The 19,152-nt window shown below is 40.7% G+C and carries 19 protein-coding genes; 1 reads left to right on the forward strand and 18 read right to left on the reverse strand.

Annotated elements, in window-relative coordinates; genetic code table 11:
* Positions 1–19 precede the first annotated feature (19 nt).
* From flhA to H5090_RS08610, 18 genes are all read right to left on the reverse strand, one after another.
* Complete coding sequence (gene flhA / locus H5090_RS08525; protein WP_039484610.1) at positions 20–2,131, reverse strand: flagellar biosynthesis protein FlhA; 2,112 nt, start codon at positions 2,129–2,131, stop codon at positions 20–22.
* A gap of 72 nt (positions 2,132–2,203) precedes the next feature.
* Complete coding sequence (flhB, locus tag H5090_RS08530) at positions 2,204–3,334, reverse strand: flagellar biosynthesis protein FlhB (RefSeq protein ID WP_182695473.1); 1,131 nt, start codon at positions 3,332–3,334, stop codon at positions 2,204–2,206.
* A gap of 9 nt (positions 3,335–3,343) precedes the next feature.
* Positions 3,344–4,123, reverse strand: a complete 780-nt coding sequence (gene fliR / locus H5090_RS08535; RefSeq protein WP_024596364.1) for a flagellar biosynthetic protein FliR — start codon at positions 4,121–4,123, stop codon at positions 3,344–3,346.
* 2 nt (positions 4,124–4,125) lie between these two features.
* Entirely contained in the window at positions 4,126–4,395 is a 270-nt protein-coding gene (gene fliQ, locus H5090_RS08540; RefSeq protein WP_002959325.1) for a flagellar biosynthesis protein FliQ, read from the reverse strand.
* 40 nt (positions 4,396–4,435) lie between these two features.
* Positions 4,436–5,176 (reverse strand): flagellar type III secretion system pore protein FliP, encoded by a 741-nt coding sequence (fliP, locus tag H5090_RS08545; protein WP_002959327.1) that lies wholly within the window; start codon positions 5,174–5,176, stop codon positions 4,436–4,438.
* A 4-nt stretch (positions 5,177–5,180) separates the two neighbouring features.
* Positions 5,181–5,564: a flagellar biosynthetic protein FliO gene (gene fliO, locus H5090_RS08550; protein ID WP_002959331.1), complete on the reverse strand. Its 384-nt coding sequence runs from the start codon at positions 5,562–5,564 to the stop codon at positions 5,181–5,183.
* Complete coding sequence (fliN, locus tag H5090_RS08555; RefSeq protein ID WP_002959332.1) at positions 5,561–5,959, reverse strand: flagellar motor switch protein FliN; 399 nt, start codon at positions 5,957–5,959, stop codon at positions 5,561–5,563. The genes fliO and fliN overlap by 4 nt, the downstream gene beginning before the upstream one ends.
* 20 nt (positions 5,960–5,979) lie before the next feature.
* Positions 5,980–7,071 carry a flagellar motor switch protein FliM gene (gene fliM, locus H5090_RS08560; protein ID WP_002959334.1) on the reverse strand — a complete coding sequence of 364 codons (1,092 nt, stop codon included), beginning with the start codon at positions 7,069–7,071 and terminating at the stop codon, positions 5,980–5,982.
* Positions 7,072–7,080: 9 nt separating this feature from the next.
* Positions 7,081–7,611, reverse strand: a complete 531-nt coding sequence (gene fliL, locus H5090_RS08565; protein WP_002959335.1) for a flagellar basal body-associated protein FliL — start codon at positions 7,609–7,611, stop codon at positions 7,081–7,083.
* A gap of 57 nt (positions 7,612–7,668) precedes the next feature.
* On the reverse strand, positions 7,669–9,690 hold the full coding sequence (locus H5090_RS08570; RefSeq protein WP_182695474.1) for a flagellar hook-length control protein FliK: 2,022 nt from the start codon (positions 9,688–9,690) through the stop codon (positions 7,669–7,671).
* An 89-nt stretch (positions 9,691–9,779) separates the two neighbouring features.
* Complete coding sequence (gene fliJ, locus H5090_RS08575; protein ID WP_182695475.1) at positions 9,780–10,226, reverse strand: flagellar export protein FliJ; 447 nt, start codon at positions 10,224–10,226, stop codon at positions 9,780–9,782.
* Complete coding sequence (fliI, locus tag H5090_RS08580; protein ID WP_002959338.1) at positions 10,226–11,560, reverse strand: flagellar protein export ATPase FliI; 1,335 nt, start codon at positions 11,558–11,560, stop codon at positions 10,226–10,228. Before fliI ends, fliJ begins: the two co-directional genes overlap by 1 nt.
* 18 nt (positions 11,561–11,578) lie before the next feature.
* On the reverse strand, positions 11,579–12,385 hold the full coding sequence (gene fliH, locus H5090_RS08585; protein WP_002959339.1) for a flagellar assembly protein FliH: 807 nt from the start codon (positions 12,383–12,385) through the stop codon (positions 11,579–11,581).
* A 3-nt stretch (positions 12,386–12,388) separates the two neighbouring features.
* On the reverse strand, positions 12,389–13,429 hold the full coding sequence (gene fliG, locus H5090_RS08590; protein ID WP_182695476.1) for a flagellar motor switch protein FliG: 1,041 nt from the start codon (positions 13,427–13,429) through the stop codon (positions 12,389–12,391).
* Positions 13,422–15,137 carry a flagellar basal-body MS-ring/collar protein FliF gene (gene fliF / locus H5090_RS08595; protein ID WP_039484629.1) on the reverse strand — a complete coding sequence of 572 codons (1,716 nt, stop codon included), beginning with the start codon at positions 15,135–15,137 and terminating at the stop codon, positions 13,422–13,424. Before fliF ends, fliG begins: the two co-directional genes overlap by 8 nt.
* A 20-nt stretch (positions 15,138–15,157) precedes the next feature.
* A complete protein-coding gene (gene fliE, locus H5090_RS08600) occupies positions 15,158–15,490 on the reverse strand; it encodes a flagellar hook-basal body complex protein FliE (RefSeq protein WP_039484631.1) in 333 nt (110 codons plus the stop codon).
* A gap of 156 nt (positions 15,491–15,646) precedes the next feature.
* Positions 15,647–17,113 carry a sigma-54 dependent transcriptional regulator gene (locus tag H5090_RS08605; protein WP_182695477.1) on the reverse strand — a complete coding sequence of 489 codons (1,467 nt, stop codon included), beginning with the start codon at positions 17,111–17,113 and terminating at the stop codon, positions 15,647–15,649.
* The gene (locus H5090_RS08610) at positions 17,110–18,222 is read right to left on the reverse strand and encodes a PAS domain-containing sensor histidine kinase (protein ID WP_182695478.1); all 1,113 of its coding nucleotides are present in this window, start codon (positions 18,220–18,222) and stop codon (positions 17,110–17,112) included. Before H5090_RS08610 ends, H5090_RS08605 begins: the two co-directional genes overlap by 4 nt.
* 132 nt (positions 18,223–18,354) lie before the next feature.
* On the opposite strand from H5090_RS08610, the gene H5090_RS08615 reads away from it, so the two are divergent.
* Positions 18,355–18,948: a DNA-3-methyladenine glycosylase I gene (locus tag H5090_RS08615; protein ID WP_182695479.1), complete on the forward strand. Its 594-nt coding sequence runs from the start codon at positions 18,355–18,357 to the stop codon at positions 18,946–18,948.
* Positions 18,949–19,152: the final 204 nt, after the last annotated feature.

Below are 19,152 nucleotides of genomic sequence, written 5' to 3' on the forward strand. Positions count from 1 at the left end.
TTCAACCCCTGTTAAAATCTTATTGTTGGCCTACCGAGCTTACAATTTTGATCTGTCTTTCGTCTGGTACCTCTTGATAAGACATCACTCTCAATCCTGGAATGGTGTACTTAACAAAACGAGATAACACAGTGCGTAACATTCCTGACGTTAGCAATATAGAAGGTTCGCCGGCCATTTCTTGATTTTGATGCGCTTGTGTCAATGACACTTGAAGTCGCTCTGCAAGTCCTGGCTCAATACCGGCACCTTCATCGCCTGCATTTTGTAATGACTGATGCAACATCTGTTCCAACTCAGGCGCCAAGGTTATGACAGGGATTTCTGATGACATTCCCACCGCATCTTGAACAATTAATCTACGCAGTGAAATACGCACTGCAGCCGTTAATACATCAGGGTCTTGACTACGTGGGCCATACTCAACAAGGGTTTGAACAATTGAGCGCATATCGCGAATAGCCACGCCTTCATTTAATAAATTTTGTAGTACTTTTACAATAGCAGTTAATGGCAATACATCAGGTACTAGTCCTTCCACTAAGCGAGGATGGCTTTTAGCAAGCATATCAAGTAGGTTTTGAACTTCTTCATGCCCTAGTAATAACGCTGCACTGTTAGTTAATAACTGGCTAATATGAGTGGCAACTACCGTGGCTGAATCTACAACGGTATAACCTAGTGATTGTGCTTCATCTTTTTGATCAGGCTTGATCCATACGGCATCAAGGCCAAACGCAGGATCTTTTGTTTCAACCCCTTTAATTGGACCAAATACTTGTCCTGGGTTAATCGCTAGCTCGTCGCCATGCTTAAGCTCGCTTTCACCGGTTGAAACCCCCATTAGTGTTATTCTGTAAGCGTTAGGGTCAAGCTCTAAGTTGTCGCGTATATGTACCGGCGGCACTAAAAAACCAAGCTCTTGAGAAAGCTTTTTACGCACCCCCTTAATACGATTAAGTAGCTCACCACCTTGTGATTGGTCCACTAACGGAATTAATCTATAACCGACTTCTAAGCCAATTACATCAACCTGCTGAACGTCATCCCAGCCTAGTTCTTTTTGTTCTTGTTTATTAGCAACACCCGTTGCAACGCTTCCGCCATTAGCGGCCTCTTCAGCTTCTGCCGCAGCAGCTTTTAATTTACTTTGCTGTGTGTAGTAAGCTAAGTAACCCAGTAACGCACCTAAACTTAAAAAAGCAATATGCGGCATACCAGGCACTAAGCCCATGATGATCAAAATACCAGATGCAATAAAGAGTGACTTTTCGTTGCCTAGTTGTTTCTTAAATTGGTCCCCCATATTGAGCGACTCATTTTGGCGTGTTACAACAATCGCGGTACCAATTGAAAGCAGTAAAGAAGGGAGTTGAGCAACTAAGCCATCGCCAATGGTAAGTAATGTATATACTTCCATTGCATTGCCAAAACTCAAATTGTGCTGGATCATACCGACAAATAAACCACCAACAATATTGATGATTAGTATAACAATACCTGCAATCGCATCACCTTTTACAAATTTACTCGCACCATCCATTGAGCCGTAAAAATCAGCTTCGCGAGTTACTTCCTCGCGGCGGTCACGCGCTTGTTCTGCGCTGATAAAGCCTGCGTTCAAATCGGCGTCAATTGCCATTTGTTTACCCGGCATTGCATCAAGGGTGAAACGCGCAGATACCTCAGAAATACGACCAGCACCTTTAGTAATTACTACAAAGTTAATAATGATCAGGATTAAAAACACAACCAAACCAACAGCGTAGTTACCACCAATAACAACTGAGCCAAACGCTTCAATTACTTTACCGGCAGAGTCACCACCATTATGGCCTTCAAGTAACACAACTCGAGTACTGGCAACGTTAAGTGCTAAGCGCATAATTGTAGCGATTAGTAATACAGAGGGGAAAATACCAAATTCAACTGGCTTCATCGTGTAAACAGTTACAAGTAAAACCACTAACGCGAGAGCAATATTAAACGAGAAAAGGATATCGAGTAAAAATGGCGGTAGTGGTAAAATCACCATTCCCAAGGCAGCAAGCACAAGCAAAGGTGTACCTACCCCTTTGGCATAGTCTTTTTTGTCTCTGTTAAGTTGTTGTAATACCGCTTTAAAACTCATAATTCTACAATTTCAAAAAATTGACACTACGTAGAATTTGCAATAACTATTCCAAGTTACTCAGTTAACGGTTTAATACTTGTAGGCATCGGGGATTGGCAGCTTTTTATTGAGCTTAGTTGGACGTTTACCGCGCCCTTTATTAAAGCGCTTAAGCTGAAATACATACGCTAAAACTTGCGCTACTGCGGTAAATAGCTGATCGGGTATTTGCTCTCCTACTTCAGCCGTATGATAAAGCGCTCGGGTCAACATGGGGGATTCTAATATAGGTACTTCATTCCCTATTGCTACTTTTCGAATTTGCATCGCCATTTCATCAATGCCTTTAGCAAGCACTATAGGCGCACCTGCGCGCTCCGTGTCGTATTTTAATGCTACAGAGTAGTGAGTTGGGTTGGTAACAATAACATCAGCGTCAGGGACATCTTGCATCATGCGGTTTTGCGACATTTGCCTTTGTGTTTGCCTAATGCGCGCTTTTATTTGCGGGTCACCTTCAGAATTTTTATACTCATCTTTAATTTCTTGCATTGTCATTTTAAGTTGTTTGTTATGGTTGTAACTTTGAAATGGCGCATCAATGGCGGCAATAACAATTAAAGTGCACGAAAGGCCTAAAAACATCCACCCTAAAATCTCTAAGGCATGAATAATATTACCCGGTGCACTTTCTAAACTTAAATGCAGTATTTCATCAAAATAAGTATTAATTAAAAACACAGCAAAACTTGCAACCAAACCAAATTTTAAGAGTGACTTTACAAGCTCAATGACCGCTTGCGGACCAAACATCCGCTTAAAGCCCTTCATTGGCGACATTTTACTTGCTTTAGGTGCAGCAGCTTCCCAGCTAAAATTAAAACCACCGAGTAACGTATTACCAATAAATGCAGCCAAAACGATAATTAACACAAACATAGCCATAGGAAACATTAACGCGTCTGCAACCTCTCCCCACACGGCAAACATTTTAGTGGTATCAAAGGCTTCGTTGCGGTTTAAGCTAAGGGTTCGGCCCATTACATTGTATAAACCTTTACCAATTTCAGGACCATACATCAAAAGCGATATAGCCGAAAAAATAAGTACAAACATGGTACCTAACTCTTTTGAGCGTGCTATTTGGCCTTTCTTTTTAGATTCTTCAAGCTTTTTGGATGTCGGTTCTTCTGTTTTTTCTTGTCCTGAGTCTTCAGACATGACTTTCTCCTAAGGTGAGCAACCAACTAAAGTACACATTAGCTCAACCATTTTTAACCATTGAAACTCAAACTGAGTAACAAAGTTACCTAGTGTCGCCCAAATAATAATAAGTCCCGCTACCAAGGTAAACGGAAAACCAATAGAGAAAATATTTAATTGCGGCGCTGCACGCGTCATAATCCCAAACGACATATTAATAACGAGCATTGCGGTAAGCGGTGCAAGTGAGAGTACCAGTGCTGTAGTAAACATCCAGCCGCCCCAAGTCACTATGTCCCAGTAATGATCTACAGACCACCATGTGCCATCAATAGGTAGCACTTGAAAGCTATGCACCACCATTTGAATCATCATTAAATGACCGTTAAAAGCAAAAAATAACAAGGTGGCCAAAATAAGGAAAAACTGGCCAACCGCTGGGACGCTTGCGCCATTAGAGGGGTCAATAACCGAAGCAAAACCTAAACCGGTTTGCATCGCAAGTATTTGCCCTGCTAAAACAAAGGTATTTAATAAAAGTATAGATGCAAAACCAATAGCAACACCAATCAGCATTTGTTGAATAACGACTAAAATCATCTCAAACGAAAATAAATTAGTGAATGTAGCGGGCGGCAGAACAGGAACGACAAGAAAAGTTACAACAACTGATAACCCCATTTTTATACGCGTAGGGACATTTTTAGCACCTAAACCAGCCATAATCATAATCATTGAGCTAATGCGTACCAGGGGCAGCAAAAAATCGCTCAACCATTGAATAACGACAGCAAAGGGGTATTCCACGTTTAACCTGCAATTTCAGGAATAAGTAATACTAGGCGAGTAAAAAAATCCATCAGTTCTTGAGTAAGCCAGTGCCCACCTACAATTAGCGCACTAATGGTAATTAATAAACGAGGTAAAAAGCTCAACGTTTGTTCATTGATTGATGTTGCCGCCTGAAATACAGCAACCACTAAACCAATAATTAGGCCTGGGACTACAATTGCAGACACCAATTTAATAACTAAAAACAGCGCGTCACTTAGAATATCAACAAAAATTTCCGGTTCCATGTTGTACTCCTATCGTTGGGTCATGTTAATGCTTTGCATACTAAGTCCCTAAACCAAAGCTTTTAGCTAGAGTCCCCATCACTAAGCTCCAACCATCAACAAGTACAAACAGCATAATTTTAAACGGTAAGGACACTATCATGGGAGAAAGCATCATCATACCCATCGCCATTAATACCGAGGCGACCACTAAATCAACAATTAAAAATGGGATAAAAAACATAAACCCAATTATAAATGCCGTTTGCAGTTCGCTGGTTACAAAGGCCGGTATTAACACTATTAATGGCGTATCTTGTGGCGAATTTAGCTGATCGTAACCAGCAATTTTAGCGAACGTTTCTAAATCTTTTAAACGCACCTGTGAAAGCATAAATGCTTTCATTGGCTCTTTAGCAAGCTCTAAAGCCTCTACTGATGTAACCTGCTCATTTAAGTAAGGCTCTATAGCTCGCTCGTTTACCTGCTGATAAATAGGCGCCATTATAAAAATACTTAAAAAAAGTGACATACCTAATAACACTTGATTTGACGGTGTTTGCTGTAAGCCAATTGCTTGGCGCAAAATGGCGAGTACAACAATAATTCGTGTAAAAGAGGTCATCATAATTATGGCGGCCGGTATAAAACTCAGCGCCGTCATAATTGCTAAAACTTGTAACGTTACTGAGTAATCTTGTGTGCCATCAGCGTTTGTTGTAATAGTAAGGGCATCAATTCCTTCTGCACTTACATTTGGTACAAACACCATGGCAAAAATAATAAGCAGCCACTTTGTCATAGGTTTAATTCTTTTTATTTTGGTTTGATTGCGGGTTTAAAAGTTTACCAAATCGTTTAGCGAGTTCAGGCAGTTCTTTTTCACTTAATGGGGTTTCTAACTTGTGTAAATAATTAATACTGTGGGGAGTTACACCAAGTAAATGCTGAGCATTATCTATCTCAACAACCATTAAACGCTCGCGAGAACCTAAAGGTAGACTTCTAACTACTTTAAACTCATCACTATTTGCTAAATTAGGGTTAAGCTTTTTAACAAAAAATGCCAGTACAATAATCAGTACTAGCACCATTACAAGCGACAGCACCATAGAGAGTATATCCCCAGTGGGTGTTGCCACATCTGCTTTTGAAAAAACGGTAGTCGTTAAAGCAACTAATAAGCTCATCGTAATTTTTTGATCCGCTCTACTTGGCTTATCACGTCAGTTAAGCGAATACCAAATTTGTCGTTTACTACAACTACTTCGCCATGAGCGATTAAAGTACCATTAACTAGCACGTCTAGCGGCTCACCCGCAACACGGTCAAGCTCAACAACAGAGCCTTGATTAAGTTGCAGTAGGTTACGAATATTGATTTTAGAGCGCCCTACTTCCATTGAGATAGTAACGGGAATATCTAAAATAGTGTCGAGTTTTCGTTTTTCATCACCACTCATTTCGTGTTTTGAATCACTTAACTCATCAAGCTCTGCAACATGTGCTTCGCCACTATCATCTGGACCTTCGGCTTCTGCTAATGCTGCTGCCCATTCATCCATTGTGTCTTGATCATCGCTCATACTTTTAACCTTTTAATCAATTACCAGTCTAAGTCTACACCGTCAGAGAGGTGTAAATCATCTTCTAGTTCTGCTAATTCTGCATCTGAGTCAATTTTCTTGCCGCCTTTGGTAAATACATGCAGCTCAGATTTAACTGAATCAGGTCGTTTAATTTTTTCACTAATTTGAAGCGCAACATTATCGCGAGAGCGACCCATCTTGGCTCTAAATGTAGGGAGTTCCTCAACAAATACGGTTATATGCTCAGGCATTTCAACCGGAATAATATCACCTGCTTTTAATTCCATAATTTGCTTTAAGGTCAAATCAACTTCAAGTAACTGAGTCGACATATCAACCTCAACATCCATTATTTCATCGCGAAGTGCTTTGCTCCAACGTAAGTCGGTATCCTCTGTATCAGATTGAACACCCGCATCTAAAAGCTCTCGGATTGGCTCAAGCATCGAATACGGAAGTGCAATATGAAAATCGCCGCCACCGCCATCAAGCTCAATATGAAAAGAGCTAATAACCACAACCTCTGTTGGACTTACAATATTCGCCATAGCTGGGTTTACTTCTGAATCGAGATATTCAAACGATACATCCATAACCGGTGCCCATGCTTCTTTATAATCTTCAAAGATTATTTTAAGGAGCATTTGTACAATCCGGCGCTCTGTTGGGGTAAATTCTCGGCCCTCTATTTTTGCATGATAACGCCCATCACCACCAAAAAAGTTATCTACCAAAATAAACACAAGTCGTGCTTCCATGGTAATCAGGCCAGTGCCTTTTAAAGGCCTAAAACGGACCATATTTAAACTGGTTGGAACAAATAAAGTATGAATATACTCGCCAAACTTAATCATTTGCACGCCGTTAATAGACACCTCTGCGGTGCGACGCATCATATTAAATAGGCTAATTCGCATATGACGAGCAAAGCGTTCGTTAACAATTTCCAGCGTCGGCATACGACCACGTACGATCCGATCTTGCGAAGAAAAATCGTACTGAAGCGTACTTCCCCCGCCATCTTCACCTTCGTGTATATCTTCCTCTTCAACGTCATCAACGCCATGTAATAGCGCATCAATTTCGTCTTGGGATAATAAATCGCTCACGCTAACCCCTTATTGCATCACAAAGCCGGTAAACAATACCCGCTCAATTACTTTACTGCCTTCAACATCCATTAAGGCTTTTTGTACCTTTTCAAGTGCAGAAAAACGAAGTGTTTCTTTACCAGAGCTCGTACTTAACTCATCAGCAGTTGTAGTAGAAAATACGCTTAATAGCGTCCCTTCTATTAGTGGAATATGTTTTTTGGCTGTTTCTTCATTTACTTCGCCACGTACTAATAATTGTACTTTAATTTGTACAATTCTATCGCGACTTGAGCCAGGCACGTTAAATACAAATGGGCGTGGCATAGCAACATATAAAGCACTACCAACTTCTGCTGATGAACCAGAAGCTGCAGGAGCAGCATCAGTCGACATCGCAGTCTCTTCATCTAAGGTTTCAACTGGCGCATCCGAACCTGACATAAAAAAGTAACCCGCAGCACCACCTGCAATAAGTAGTACAGCTACTATGATTATTATTAGTTTCTTTTTACTTTTACCGGTTTCTTCGATTTCTAAACTTGCTTCTTCAGCCATCATGATTCCTTTAATCGCAAAGGTACTTGCTTGTTTTAACTATTATAATAGCAGTACTTAGGCATAGTAATCTATTGATGATGAAGTTTGTTGTCGAGAACTTTGTGCAGTGTTATTTGCTTGCTCGTCATTTTCATCATTAACTGACTTATTATTAGCCAAATTACCTTGGGCTCCACTCTCACTTTGCTCAGCTGTTTCACCACCTGATTGCCCATAAGAAATAGTGCTTTCACCAAGCTCTAGCCCTTGTTGCGCTAACATTTCACGTAAGCGCGGCATTGATTGCTCAAGCGCTTCTTTGGCTTGCTGGTTTTGTACAACAAAGTTTATATGTGCTTGTTCTGCATCGCTACGAATACGTATTTGCATGCTGCCCATTTCTGGAGGATCGAGGCGAATTTCTGCTTCTTTATTATTAATGCTCAACATTGAGCTAACGCGCTCTTGCAGTAATTTAGCTGCATCACTTTTAACAATATTAATTGCCTGCATTACACCTGGATCAATACTTACTTGCTTAACTTGTGATGTACTTTGTAATTGTTGAGTTTGAATTATTTGGGTATCAAGTAAGCTCTGCTCGTAACTTAATGAGTCGTATTGGCTTAATGTGCTCGTTTGCTGAGTATTTAAAGCGGCTGTAATTTGCGTAAATACTTGTGCTACACGTGCAGGCGTTTGTTCTGCCGTTGTTTTTCTAAGCCCATCTTTTTGTAACTCTTCAAGTGATTTTAATAAATCATCACGCTTAGCTGAGGTTGCTACAGCTTTATTAATATCCGCGCCTTCGTTTGTAGATGCCTTTAAGCTTAACTTTTGTGGATCATATACTGTATTAGGAGTCTCTGAGGCCACAAACGTTTTCGAGTCTGATTTAGCGGTATCAGCAAGCCCAATTTCAATAGAAGCTTTTAACTCATTAACTGTTTGCTTAAGCACTGACAACTGCTCGCCTTTAGGCTGCTCTGTTTTAATATATGCGTTTAATTGCGTTAATAAACTTTGTTTTTCAGTTGTATTAAGTGAATTTATTTCTGCGCTAAAAGAGTGTTTTGTTACCGTGCTTTGCGCTTTTTCGTTATCAGTAATAAATTGTGCTAGCATTTGCTTAAGATTTGAAGTGTTACTAGTTGCGCTATTTGTTGAATCAGCGTTCTCTAATACCTTAACTTGCGCGTTAAGTTGTGAGCGCTGCTCAGGCGTTAAACTAGCAATAACACTATTAGCTTTAATTAAGCTCGCATCTTTAGTCATTAACGTATCTATTGCTGCATTATTATCACCTTCAGTTGTGGCTAAAGGAGACTGAGTAACACCCGCTTTGTCGGTGGGTGTTGGCAAAACTATATTATTTTTATCAGCAGACTTATTTTGTCCTAGCTGCTCTTTAGAACTCATTAATGCAAATTCAGGTTTTTCTACTGTAGCGCCAGGGCTGTCATCGGGCTTTTTATTTATAGAATTTAATGGCCCTTCAATAGCTTCAGCAACACCACTTTTCCGATGCTTGCCTTCATTTAATGGTAAAGAGTTCAAAGGTAGTGAGCTTAAGTTATCGCTTTTTGAATCAATTAATTTAGCCGTTTTAGAGTCTACATTAGTGGCAATTGGATTTTGCACTACACTCGCTGTATTCGCTTCTTCAGTCGTTACTTCATCACTTGTATTAGCAGATAAAATTACTGAGGTGGTTTCTAACTCTGCATCTTCTAATTCTATACTTTTAGTTGCATCGAACGGCTTATTAATCGAGGTGCTCATTGCTTGTGCTGAATTAATTTGATCAAGCATCTCAACAGATAAAAAAGTAACTTCGTCTGTTGTTATTTCATCTAGCTTTACGCTCAGATTTTCATTTTCTTCTGGCTGTTTATGCTTAGGTATGGCAATCGAGTTTTCGGCATCGGGATTTTTATTGCCCTTAAGCAAAGGCCCCATAGAGTTATGCGCTTCGTTTAGCTGGCTTAAAAATTCCTCGCCTAAATTTCCTTCGCCATTAGCTAAGCTATTGTCTTTAAAAGCTAACAGTGAATCTTTTTCAGAAGAAACTAAAAACGAAATGTTATTCATCGCCATAAATCACCTAATACCATTACGGCAATATGCCACCGCATACCGCCAAAAGTTAAATACCACTAAGTAACAAAGCAATTAACGTGCCTGAATTACAAAGCTTTCCGACGTTGAAAAAACTGATTAGCTGAAAACTCATCTAACATTTTTTGCTCGTTTCTAGCCATTAATGCATTTGCTTTAAGTTTTTGATTCTCGATTAATTTGGCAACTGCTTTAGCTTTAATTTGCTGCTTAAGCCATAGCGTTTTACGTTGAGTAACAACTTGCTTAGCGGTATTTACTGTACTTGCTTGTTGGCGAATTGCCTCTTCAATTTTAGCTATAAAAGCATGGTACTGACCAAACCCTGCACTAGATAAACCCGACTTACCTTTTAGGTGTAACTGTTGAGAATATTCAAGTCTAAAGTTATTTAAGCCTTGCAGCTTTTGTTGATTTGCTTGCAAATTTTGATTGGCTTGTAAGTAACTCATGCGCAAATTTTCTTCTTTATCATTTTCAATTTTGAGCAATAAATCGAGTTTATTTTTAGCCATTATGCTTGTCCTAGTAACTGAGCAAGACCTTGCAGACCATCATCGTAACTAATGACATCTCGCATACCTTGTTGTAAAAATGCATTTACTCTTGGCATCATATTTATGGCTTGGTCGAGCATTTGATCGGTCCCTTTTTGATAAGCACCTAAAGTAATCATATCTTTGTTTTGTTGATACATTGAATAAACTTGCTTAAGTACACGGGCTTGTTGCATGTGTGGTTCAGAAACGACTTGAGGCATAACACGCGAAATCGATTTTTCTATATCTATGGCGGGATAGTGCCCGCTGTCGGCTAAATCACGCGATAATACAATGTGGCCATCTAAAATAGCTCGCGCTGCATCAGCAATAGGGTCTTGCATATCATCGCCTTCACTCAACACCGTAAAAAAGGCGGTAATTGAACCCTGGCCTTCACCGCCATTACCAGCACGTTCCACCAGCGCAGGTAATTTAGCAAACACCGAAGGCGGATAACCCTTTGTCGCAGGCGGCTCGCCTACAGCAAGTGCAATTTCACGTTGCGCCATTGCATAACGCGTTACCGAATCGAGTAACAATAATACGTTTAAACCCTGATCCCTAAAATACTCTGCAATAGTTACAGCGCTCTCACAGCCTTTTAAACGCATAAGCGGTGATGAATCAGCGGGCGCTGCGACAACAACTGAACGTTTGCGCCCCTCTACACCGAGTATTTCTTCAATAAATTCTTTTACTTCGCGACCACGCTCCCCCACTAAGCCAACAACAATTACATCGGCTTCGCTACCTCGGGTCATCATACCGAGAAGTACTGATTTACCCACACCAGAGCCTGCAAACAAGCCCATGCGCTGGCCTTGCCCTACTGTAATAACCGAGTTAATAGCACGCACACCTACATCCATAGGCTTAGTGATTGGTCTTCTTGAAAGCGGGTTTATAGTATTTTGTGCAAACTTTAAATGATGCTCAGCATTAATTTTACCAAGGCCATCTAGCGGTCGCCCTAAGCCATCAACCACGCGCCCTAGTAAACTCATCCCTACAGGTAAACCTAAGTTATTAACTTGAGGAATTACACGCGCACCAGGAAGTACACCAGAGATATGATCATTAGGCATTAAGTACAAAGTTTGATCGTTAAAACCGACTATTTCGGCGTCTACAAAGCCGTTCATAGTTTCTATTTTACATTGGCTACCAACGGGAGCACGTAAACCTCTAGCCTCAAGGGTAAGGCCAACAACACGCGTTAAAATACCTGCCACAGCAGGCGCTGGGGTTTTTATATGTTGTTGATATTGAGATAAGCGTTCGCTTAAAGGTGCACGTTGAGTTGACATAACACGCCAATAAAATAGTTAGATACCACTATTATGCAAAAAACTATCCAACGTTTCTTTGACACGTGTTTTAAGGGTCATATCGAGTGATGATTGCGCTGTTTTAACTTCACAGCCACCGCGCTCAAGAGTGGGCTCTGCCATTAATTGCCAGTTATTATCAATAATGGTTTGTTCACCGTAACTCTCTTTTATGAGCTCTAAATCTTCGGGGTTTAAATGAATTCGTACTTTTTCTTGCTCGGCATTAAGAGAATCTATACTTTGCTTTAACGTATGTAAGATCACATCTGGCGATGTTTTTACTTCTTGATAAATAACAGCTTCCGCTAACATGCTAGCAAGTTGTACTAATTGCTTTTCAGCTTGTTCATCGACTTTATCTAGCGGTGCAGTAAGTCCCTCTAAAATAGTTTTTAAACTTGTTAACTGCTCTTCAATTAATGGTTTTACGTCATCAAGGCCTTTGGTTTTACCTTGCTCTAAGCCTTCTTTGTAGCCAGCCTCTTTGCCTTCGCCAACGCCTTTTTCAAAACCGTCTATGTAGCCTTGCTCATGACCTTGCTTGAGGCCTTCTTCGTAGGCGTCTTGCCTAATGCGTTCAAGCTCAACCATAGTAAGCGCAGGCAATTCTGGTTCTTGTGGCTCATCAATTGGCATTTCTTCAGCTAATTCTTTTTTATACAGATCACTAAGCGGTGTACCGTAAGCTGTAGAGCGATTGCCAAAGCTGCTCTCATCTGGTGCTACATCTGGAATAGCCCAGTTTTTTAATAATTCATCTGCTTCATCAGCCCGAAGTGTGCGCCCTTTGAGTTTGCTCATGGTTTACAAGAACTCCTCGCCACCGCCGCCGCCCAGCTGAATTTCACCTGAGTCAGATAAACGACGCGCTGTTGATAAAATCTCTTTTTGCGCCGCTTCTACTTCACTTATACGAACAGGTGCCATAGCTTCTAAATCATCAGCAAGCATTTCGGCTGCACGCTTAGACATATTGCCCAGTATCTTATCTTTAAGGGCTTCGTCGGTGCCTTTAATTGCTTTCATTAATACGTCTTGTTGTACTTCTCGCAGGATTGCTTGAATACCACGGTCTTCAACATCCATTAAGTTTTCAAACACAAACATTAAGTCTTGAATTTGCTGCGACATCTCTTCGTCATGCTCACGAATAGAGTCCATTAACTGCCCTTCTACATTGGTATCTAGGTAGTTCATTATATCTGCAGCTGCTTTTAAGCCACCCATTTTAGCGGCTTGTGCACCTGCTTGGCCGGCAAATTGTTTTTCCATAATTTCGTTTAGCTCTTGCAGTGCTGCTGGCTGAACTTCTTCAAGGTTTGCAATACGCATTGTTAAATCTAAACGCACTTTTTCAGGGAACTGAGCAATAATCTCAGCTGACTGTTCTGGCTCTAAATACGATAATACAATGGTTTGAATTTGCGGATGCTCATTACGAATAATGTTTGCTACCTGCTTAGAGTCCATCCATTTTAATGAATCCAAGCCTTTAGCACCTGAGCCCATAACAATTTGGTCAATAAGGCTAGCGGCTTTGTCTTCACCAAGTGCTGCTGTAAGCGCTTTTTTAATAAAGTCTTCTGACTGAAAACCAATGGTACTAAAGCTTTGAATTTGTTCTATAAACAAGTTGTGTACAGCGCTAATTTTAGCTTGAGATAAATCCTGTAGCCCAGCCATTGCCATACCCACTTTTTGCACCTGTTTAGGTTCTAAGTGTTTAAGGATTTGCGCGGCATCTTCTTCTGATAAACTCAAAAGTAATATAGCAGCTTTATCTACCCCATCTAGCTTATCAACATCAAAGGCTGGCGGGAGTTGTTTTTGTTCTTGATCAGTCATCTTCTGTTAACCACGCTTTCACTACTTGTGATGATAGTTCTGGTTCGTTAGCTACAAGGGCACGAATTGCTTTGAGTAAATCTTCGTCGCCATGTAAATCCGGTAACTGCAGTGTACCATCACTTGAGAAACCAACCGAAGCAGAATCAAAGTCTTTATTTAGCATATCAAGTGTATTGTCGCCAATATCTACGCCTGAACTTAATGCATCTTCGTCGTATTCTTCTAGTGTATCGTCTGGGTAAATTAAGCGCTTAAGCATTGGTTTTACTACTGCCATTATCAATACAATTATAACTAAGGCGCCTAGTACAAGGCGGGCTATTTTCATAAACCAGTCTTGTTCCCACAGTGGCACTTCTATTGCTAAATTTGTTGCTTCACGTACAAACGGCACTGTTACTACTTCAAGTGCATCACCACGTTGCATATCAAAACCTACACCACCTTGTAATAAGCGACGAATATTTGACAATGCCTCTACCGAGCGCGGGGCCATAGTTGTTTCGCCGTTTTCTCCCACTTTAGGGACATAGTCAACAGCAACTGACACACTTATTCTGCGTATTACACCACTTTGCTGGCGCTTGTGAGAAATAGTTGTATCGAGTTCATAATTACGTGTTGCTTCTTTGTGGCTACGTGTTGGTGACGTAGCTGTGCCTGCGCCGCCTTGTCCTGCAACTTCAGGGATGTTTGAGTTTAGCGGTGGCTGATTTGTAAGCGCACCAGGAATACCAACAGCTAAACCACCAATGTTATTTTCTTCAAATGTGGTTTCGCTTCTAACCGCTGGTAGGTCTGGGTTATAACGCTTTTGAGTTTCCTCAACTGAGCTAAAGTCCATGCTCAAATCAACTTGAGCTGTATAGTTTGCAAGCCCAACAACCGGTATTAAAATACTGTCTATTTTTTCAAGATACTCTTGTTCGCGCTTACGTTCTAAATCGTATTCTTTACGAGAGCGTGCTGCTAATGAGCTTTGCGAACCTGAATTTAATAATCGACCATTTTGGTCAGTGACTGTAACACGTGCAGGCTCTAAGCCTTGTACTGCAGAAGCAATCATATCAACAACAGAGTCTACTTCTTCACGGTCAAGTGAGCGGCCACGCTTAAGTGTTAATACAACAGTAGCGGATGGTTTTTTCTCTCTGCGGGCAAATACGTTTTCTTTAGGGATGGCTAACAATACTTTGGCGCGAGTAATGTTATTTAGCTCTTCAATGGTGCGTGCTAATTGCTGTTCACGACCATGTTTTAAACGTTCACGCTCCAAGCGTTGGCTTACACCAAAGCCCATATCTTGCATAATTATGTCAGAGCCAGATGCAGGGCCTTGCTCTAACCCTTCGCGGGTCATTAGCAATTTAATGTTTTGGTATTCGCTTTCATCAACCGATACAACATTGCCATCTAGTTGGTATTCAATTTTTTGCGCATCTAAAAAGTCTAATGTTTGAATAAGTTCTTCTGTTTGCATTTTGCCTAACGGGCGCATATCTGGCTGACGAGCCCAAATAATAATAAAAATCGCGATAGCTAAACAAATAGCCAATGCTATAACCAATGTTACTTGGCGCAATACATCAACACCATTTAAAGCACTTAAGTAGCCTGACTTTTGTTCTTGTTGATCATCACCACCACTTTGGTCAATACCGCCACCAGCAAGTGCTAGGTCTGTAGATTGGTTAGATTGCGCCACAATAATTCTCCACTACCTAATTAAACAGGCATGTTCATGATTTCTTTATAAGCTTCAACAAGTTTATTACGAACCTGTACTGTAGCCTCAAAAGCAACTGACGATTTTTGAGAAGCAATCATCGCCTCAGCAAGGGATACACTTCGATCCCCCATCTCAACCGCTGTTACTTTTTGCGCGGCATCTTGTTGTAATCCGTGCACTGAATTTATTGCATCACTTAGCATGTCGCCAAATTGTGCTGTAGAAGTAGACTGCACCTGAGTTGGCAGTTTATTAGTTTGATTATTACGGCCGGCTTCTAAAGCCATTGATTGCATTTCTTGAAATACAGCACTGTTTTGAATTTTCATAATTTATCTCTGACACGCAGTGAACTCTTATAAGTAATAAAGCACAAAGCATGCCAAATAATTAATCATTAAAATACAATGGGTTAACTTTAATTTGTGTGAGTCAGAGTTTTGACAACCCTAAGCTCGCAGCGCAAACTTAGGGTTTATAGGAGGTTATGCAGGAAGTGAAATACCTAAATCGCGCATTTGCGCTAGTTTATAACGTAAAGTTCGTGGGCTTATACCCAACGTTTCAGCAACGTCTTTACGCTTACCTTGGCAACGTGCAAGGGTTTCTAAAATAATACGATGCTCTTTGTCTTTAAGCTCATCTTTATAGCTACCGGTATCTGCCGCTAGCAAACCTTGATTAGGCTCATCCTCAGCATGCAATTTTTCATCATAATATGCAGAGCTTAACGTGCTTTTATCAACACCTTTATCTGCATGAGCTAATTCTGTTGGCGATACGGTTTGCGCCGGTGCCAATGAAGGCTCCATAACAAAGTTATTAGATACTAAGTTTTCGATAAAAATAGCATGCTCGTTTATTGTATCGCCACTTCGCAGTATAAGTGCACGCTGTATAACATTATCAAGCTCGCGCACATTACCAGGCCACGCGTGAGCCAGTAACTTTTGCTCAGCAGCTTTATCTAAATACGCCATAGGCTCTTTGCTTTTACTTATATGGCGCTCAATTAAATGCTTAGCCAATACAATAATATCGCCAGGGCGTTGGCACAATGGTCGCCACATAAGTGGAAAAACATTAAGCCTGTAATATAAATCTTCTCTAAACTGATTTTCAGACACGGCTTCTTTTAAATCACGATTACTGGTTGCCAAAATACGTACATCGAGCTGAATTGTTTTACGCCCCCCTAAACGCTCTACTTCACGCTCTTGCAGTACGCGTAAAAGTTTAGCTTGTAGCCCTAAGTCCATTTCAGTAATTTCATCAAGTAAAATAGTGCCGCCTTGTGCTTGCTCAAACTTACCCGGACATGCTTGAATCGCCCCCGTAAAAGCCCCTTTTTCGTAACCAAATAACGTGGCTTCGAGCATATTTTCAGGAATAGCCGCGCAGTTAATCGCTACAAATGGCTCATTACATCGGCTCGACTTATCATGAATATAACGCGCAAGTACTTCCTTACCCGAACCACTTGGGCCAAGTACCATTACACTTGCATCAGAGCGTGCTACTTTACTTGCAAGCTCCAATAATTGAATACTAGTTGGATCAGCAACAACGGGGCCGTCGGTTTCTTTTGCTTTTTCAGGCAAATAACGGCTCACCATATTTAACAGCACTTCAGGTGCAAATGGTTTTGCCATGTAGTCAATTGCACCTAGGCGCATGGCCTCTACCGCATCGTCAATTGTGGCATACGCCGTCATCATCAATACAGGTAAATCAGGGTGGTTTAATTTAATACTGCGTAGTAAATCAAGTCCACTCATTGCGCCCATTTGCACGTCGCTTACAACAAGCGAAAATTGATCTTTTTTAAGCAGTAACATTGCTTGCTCAGCACTGCTCGCTGCAACACATTCAATACCCGACATTTCAAGGGTATCTATTAAGGCTTCACGAAGCCCTGCGTCATCTTCGACAACTAAAATAGTGTTACTCATAATGACCCCTCTAATTTAGATGTTGCCTTAATAGGCAGTAACAAGCTAAAGCAGGCACCACCATGCGTATTATTAGTCACATCAACACGGCCTTGGTGCGCACTAGCCACCGAACTCACTACAGCAAGCCCTAAACCTGTGCCCTGACTTTTTGTAGTAAAAAATGGTTCAAAAATTTTATCGCTTTGGCTTAAATCAACACCTGGGCCATTGTCGCTCACACTAATACGAACCATATCTAAATCTTTTAAATCTCTTTGTGCGCTAATTTTTACTTTTGCGCCACCGCCAATAACTTGAATACTATTGTGCACTAGATTTTGAATAGCACTGGCCAATGCCGTTTTATTACCAACTATTTGTACATCGGGTTCTGGTAAGCTTACATCTAGCTCACTTTCATTAAGTGCGACCATCGCATCAGCACCTGCTTTAACTTCGGTTAAAAGCTGCTGCATTGAAACTTGCTCAACAACTTGCTGATCGCCACTTTTAGCAAATAACAGCATGTCGTTTACTTGAGTTTCTAAATCTTTTAAACGCGACATTAACTTTGTTTGAAAATTATCGCGAGATGCTTCGGGTAAGCGCTTTGACCCTAAATTAGCAGCATAAAGCATAGCGGCTGAGAGCGGCGTACGGACTTGATGCGCTAATGATGCAACCATTTTGCCCAGCGCGCTTAATCGCTGCATATGTGCAACACGTTTTTGTAAGCGGCGAGTTTCGGTTAAATCCGTCATTAAAATAAGTTGCCCAGGCTCTGGTGCTAAAGCAGTAATATCAAGTTTTATTAGGCGTCCGTCTTTTAAAGACACTTCATGGCCATCATCTTGATGTGGCCTAAAAGAGCGCTGAATAACATTAAACCAGCGTTCGCCTTCAAGTGGCTCGCCAAGCATATCAATCGCTATTTGATTCGCTTTTGCAATCAACCCTTTGCCATCAAGTACAACCACGCCTGCTGGCATGGTATCAACCAAATGCGAAAGCCAACTTGCTTGCTTGCGCAGATCGCTTAATTCACCAATGTACTCCTCTTGAAGTAAACATGGGTTATACTGATTTGCAGAAAAAAACTGTGGTTTTAGCACGCTAGCAAGGGCCATAATCAAATCTCGAATTGATGTAGATACATGTCTAAATGCACGATTTATACCAAAATTTATTTACATACTTATCATTAAGTTACATCAATAATTTGAGCGACATAAAAATGACGCACACAAAAAGGAATAATAATGAGTGAGCAAAAAAAGTGCCGTTGCCCGTGGCTCGACACCACTAAACCCGACTACGTTATTTACCATGATGAAGAATGGGGCGTCCCTCTTTATGATGATACAAAGCTGTTTGAATTTATCACTCTTGAATCAGCGCAAGCCGGCTTAAGCTGGTACACAATTTTAAAAAAGCGCAGCGGTTATAAAAAAGCATTTGCTAATTTTGATGTAGATAAAGTGGCACAACTCACACAAGATGACATTGAGAGATTAATGCTTGATGAGGGTATTGTGCGCAATCGCTTAAAAATTGCGGCAACTGTTAACAACGCAAAGTGCTTTATAGAAATACAAAAAGAATTTGGAAGTTTTAGTAACTACCAATGGCAGTTTGTCGATAATAAACCGATTATAAGTAATTTAAATAACGCTGAGGACTACCCAGCAATTACAGAGGCATCAACTGCATTTGCTAAAGATTTAAAAAAACGGGGTTTTAAGTTTTTAGGCCCAACAACGGTATATGCGCATATGCAGGCCTGCGGTATGGTTAACGATCACAGTAATGATTGTTTTAGGAAAGAAGAAATTATTAAGACTTTTAGTGAGTAAGTGATTTATAACCATAAAAGTGATTAGTTCACAAAGAGGTTAAGAGAGGCTGCGCTTTAGAGAAGTAAAGCGTAAATTGACTATGGTTTCTCATTTACCTTCGTTTTTCTCTTTGTGAAATAACGTTTTATTTAAATGATTAAAAGCTACGCTTTTCACGCGAGCAAACTCAGCGTCTACCGCCAAGGTTTAAGTTTGGGTTAT

The sequence above is a fragment of the Pseudoalteromonas sp. SR43-5 genome, from assembly GCF_014163835.1.
Lineage (GTDB): Bacteria > Pseudomonadota > Gammaproteobacteria > Enterobacterales > Alteromonadaceae > Pseudoalteromonas > Pseudoalteromonas distincta.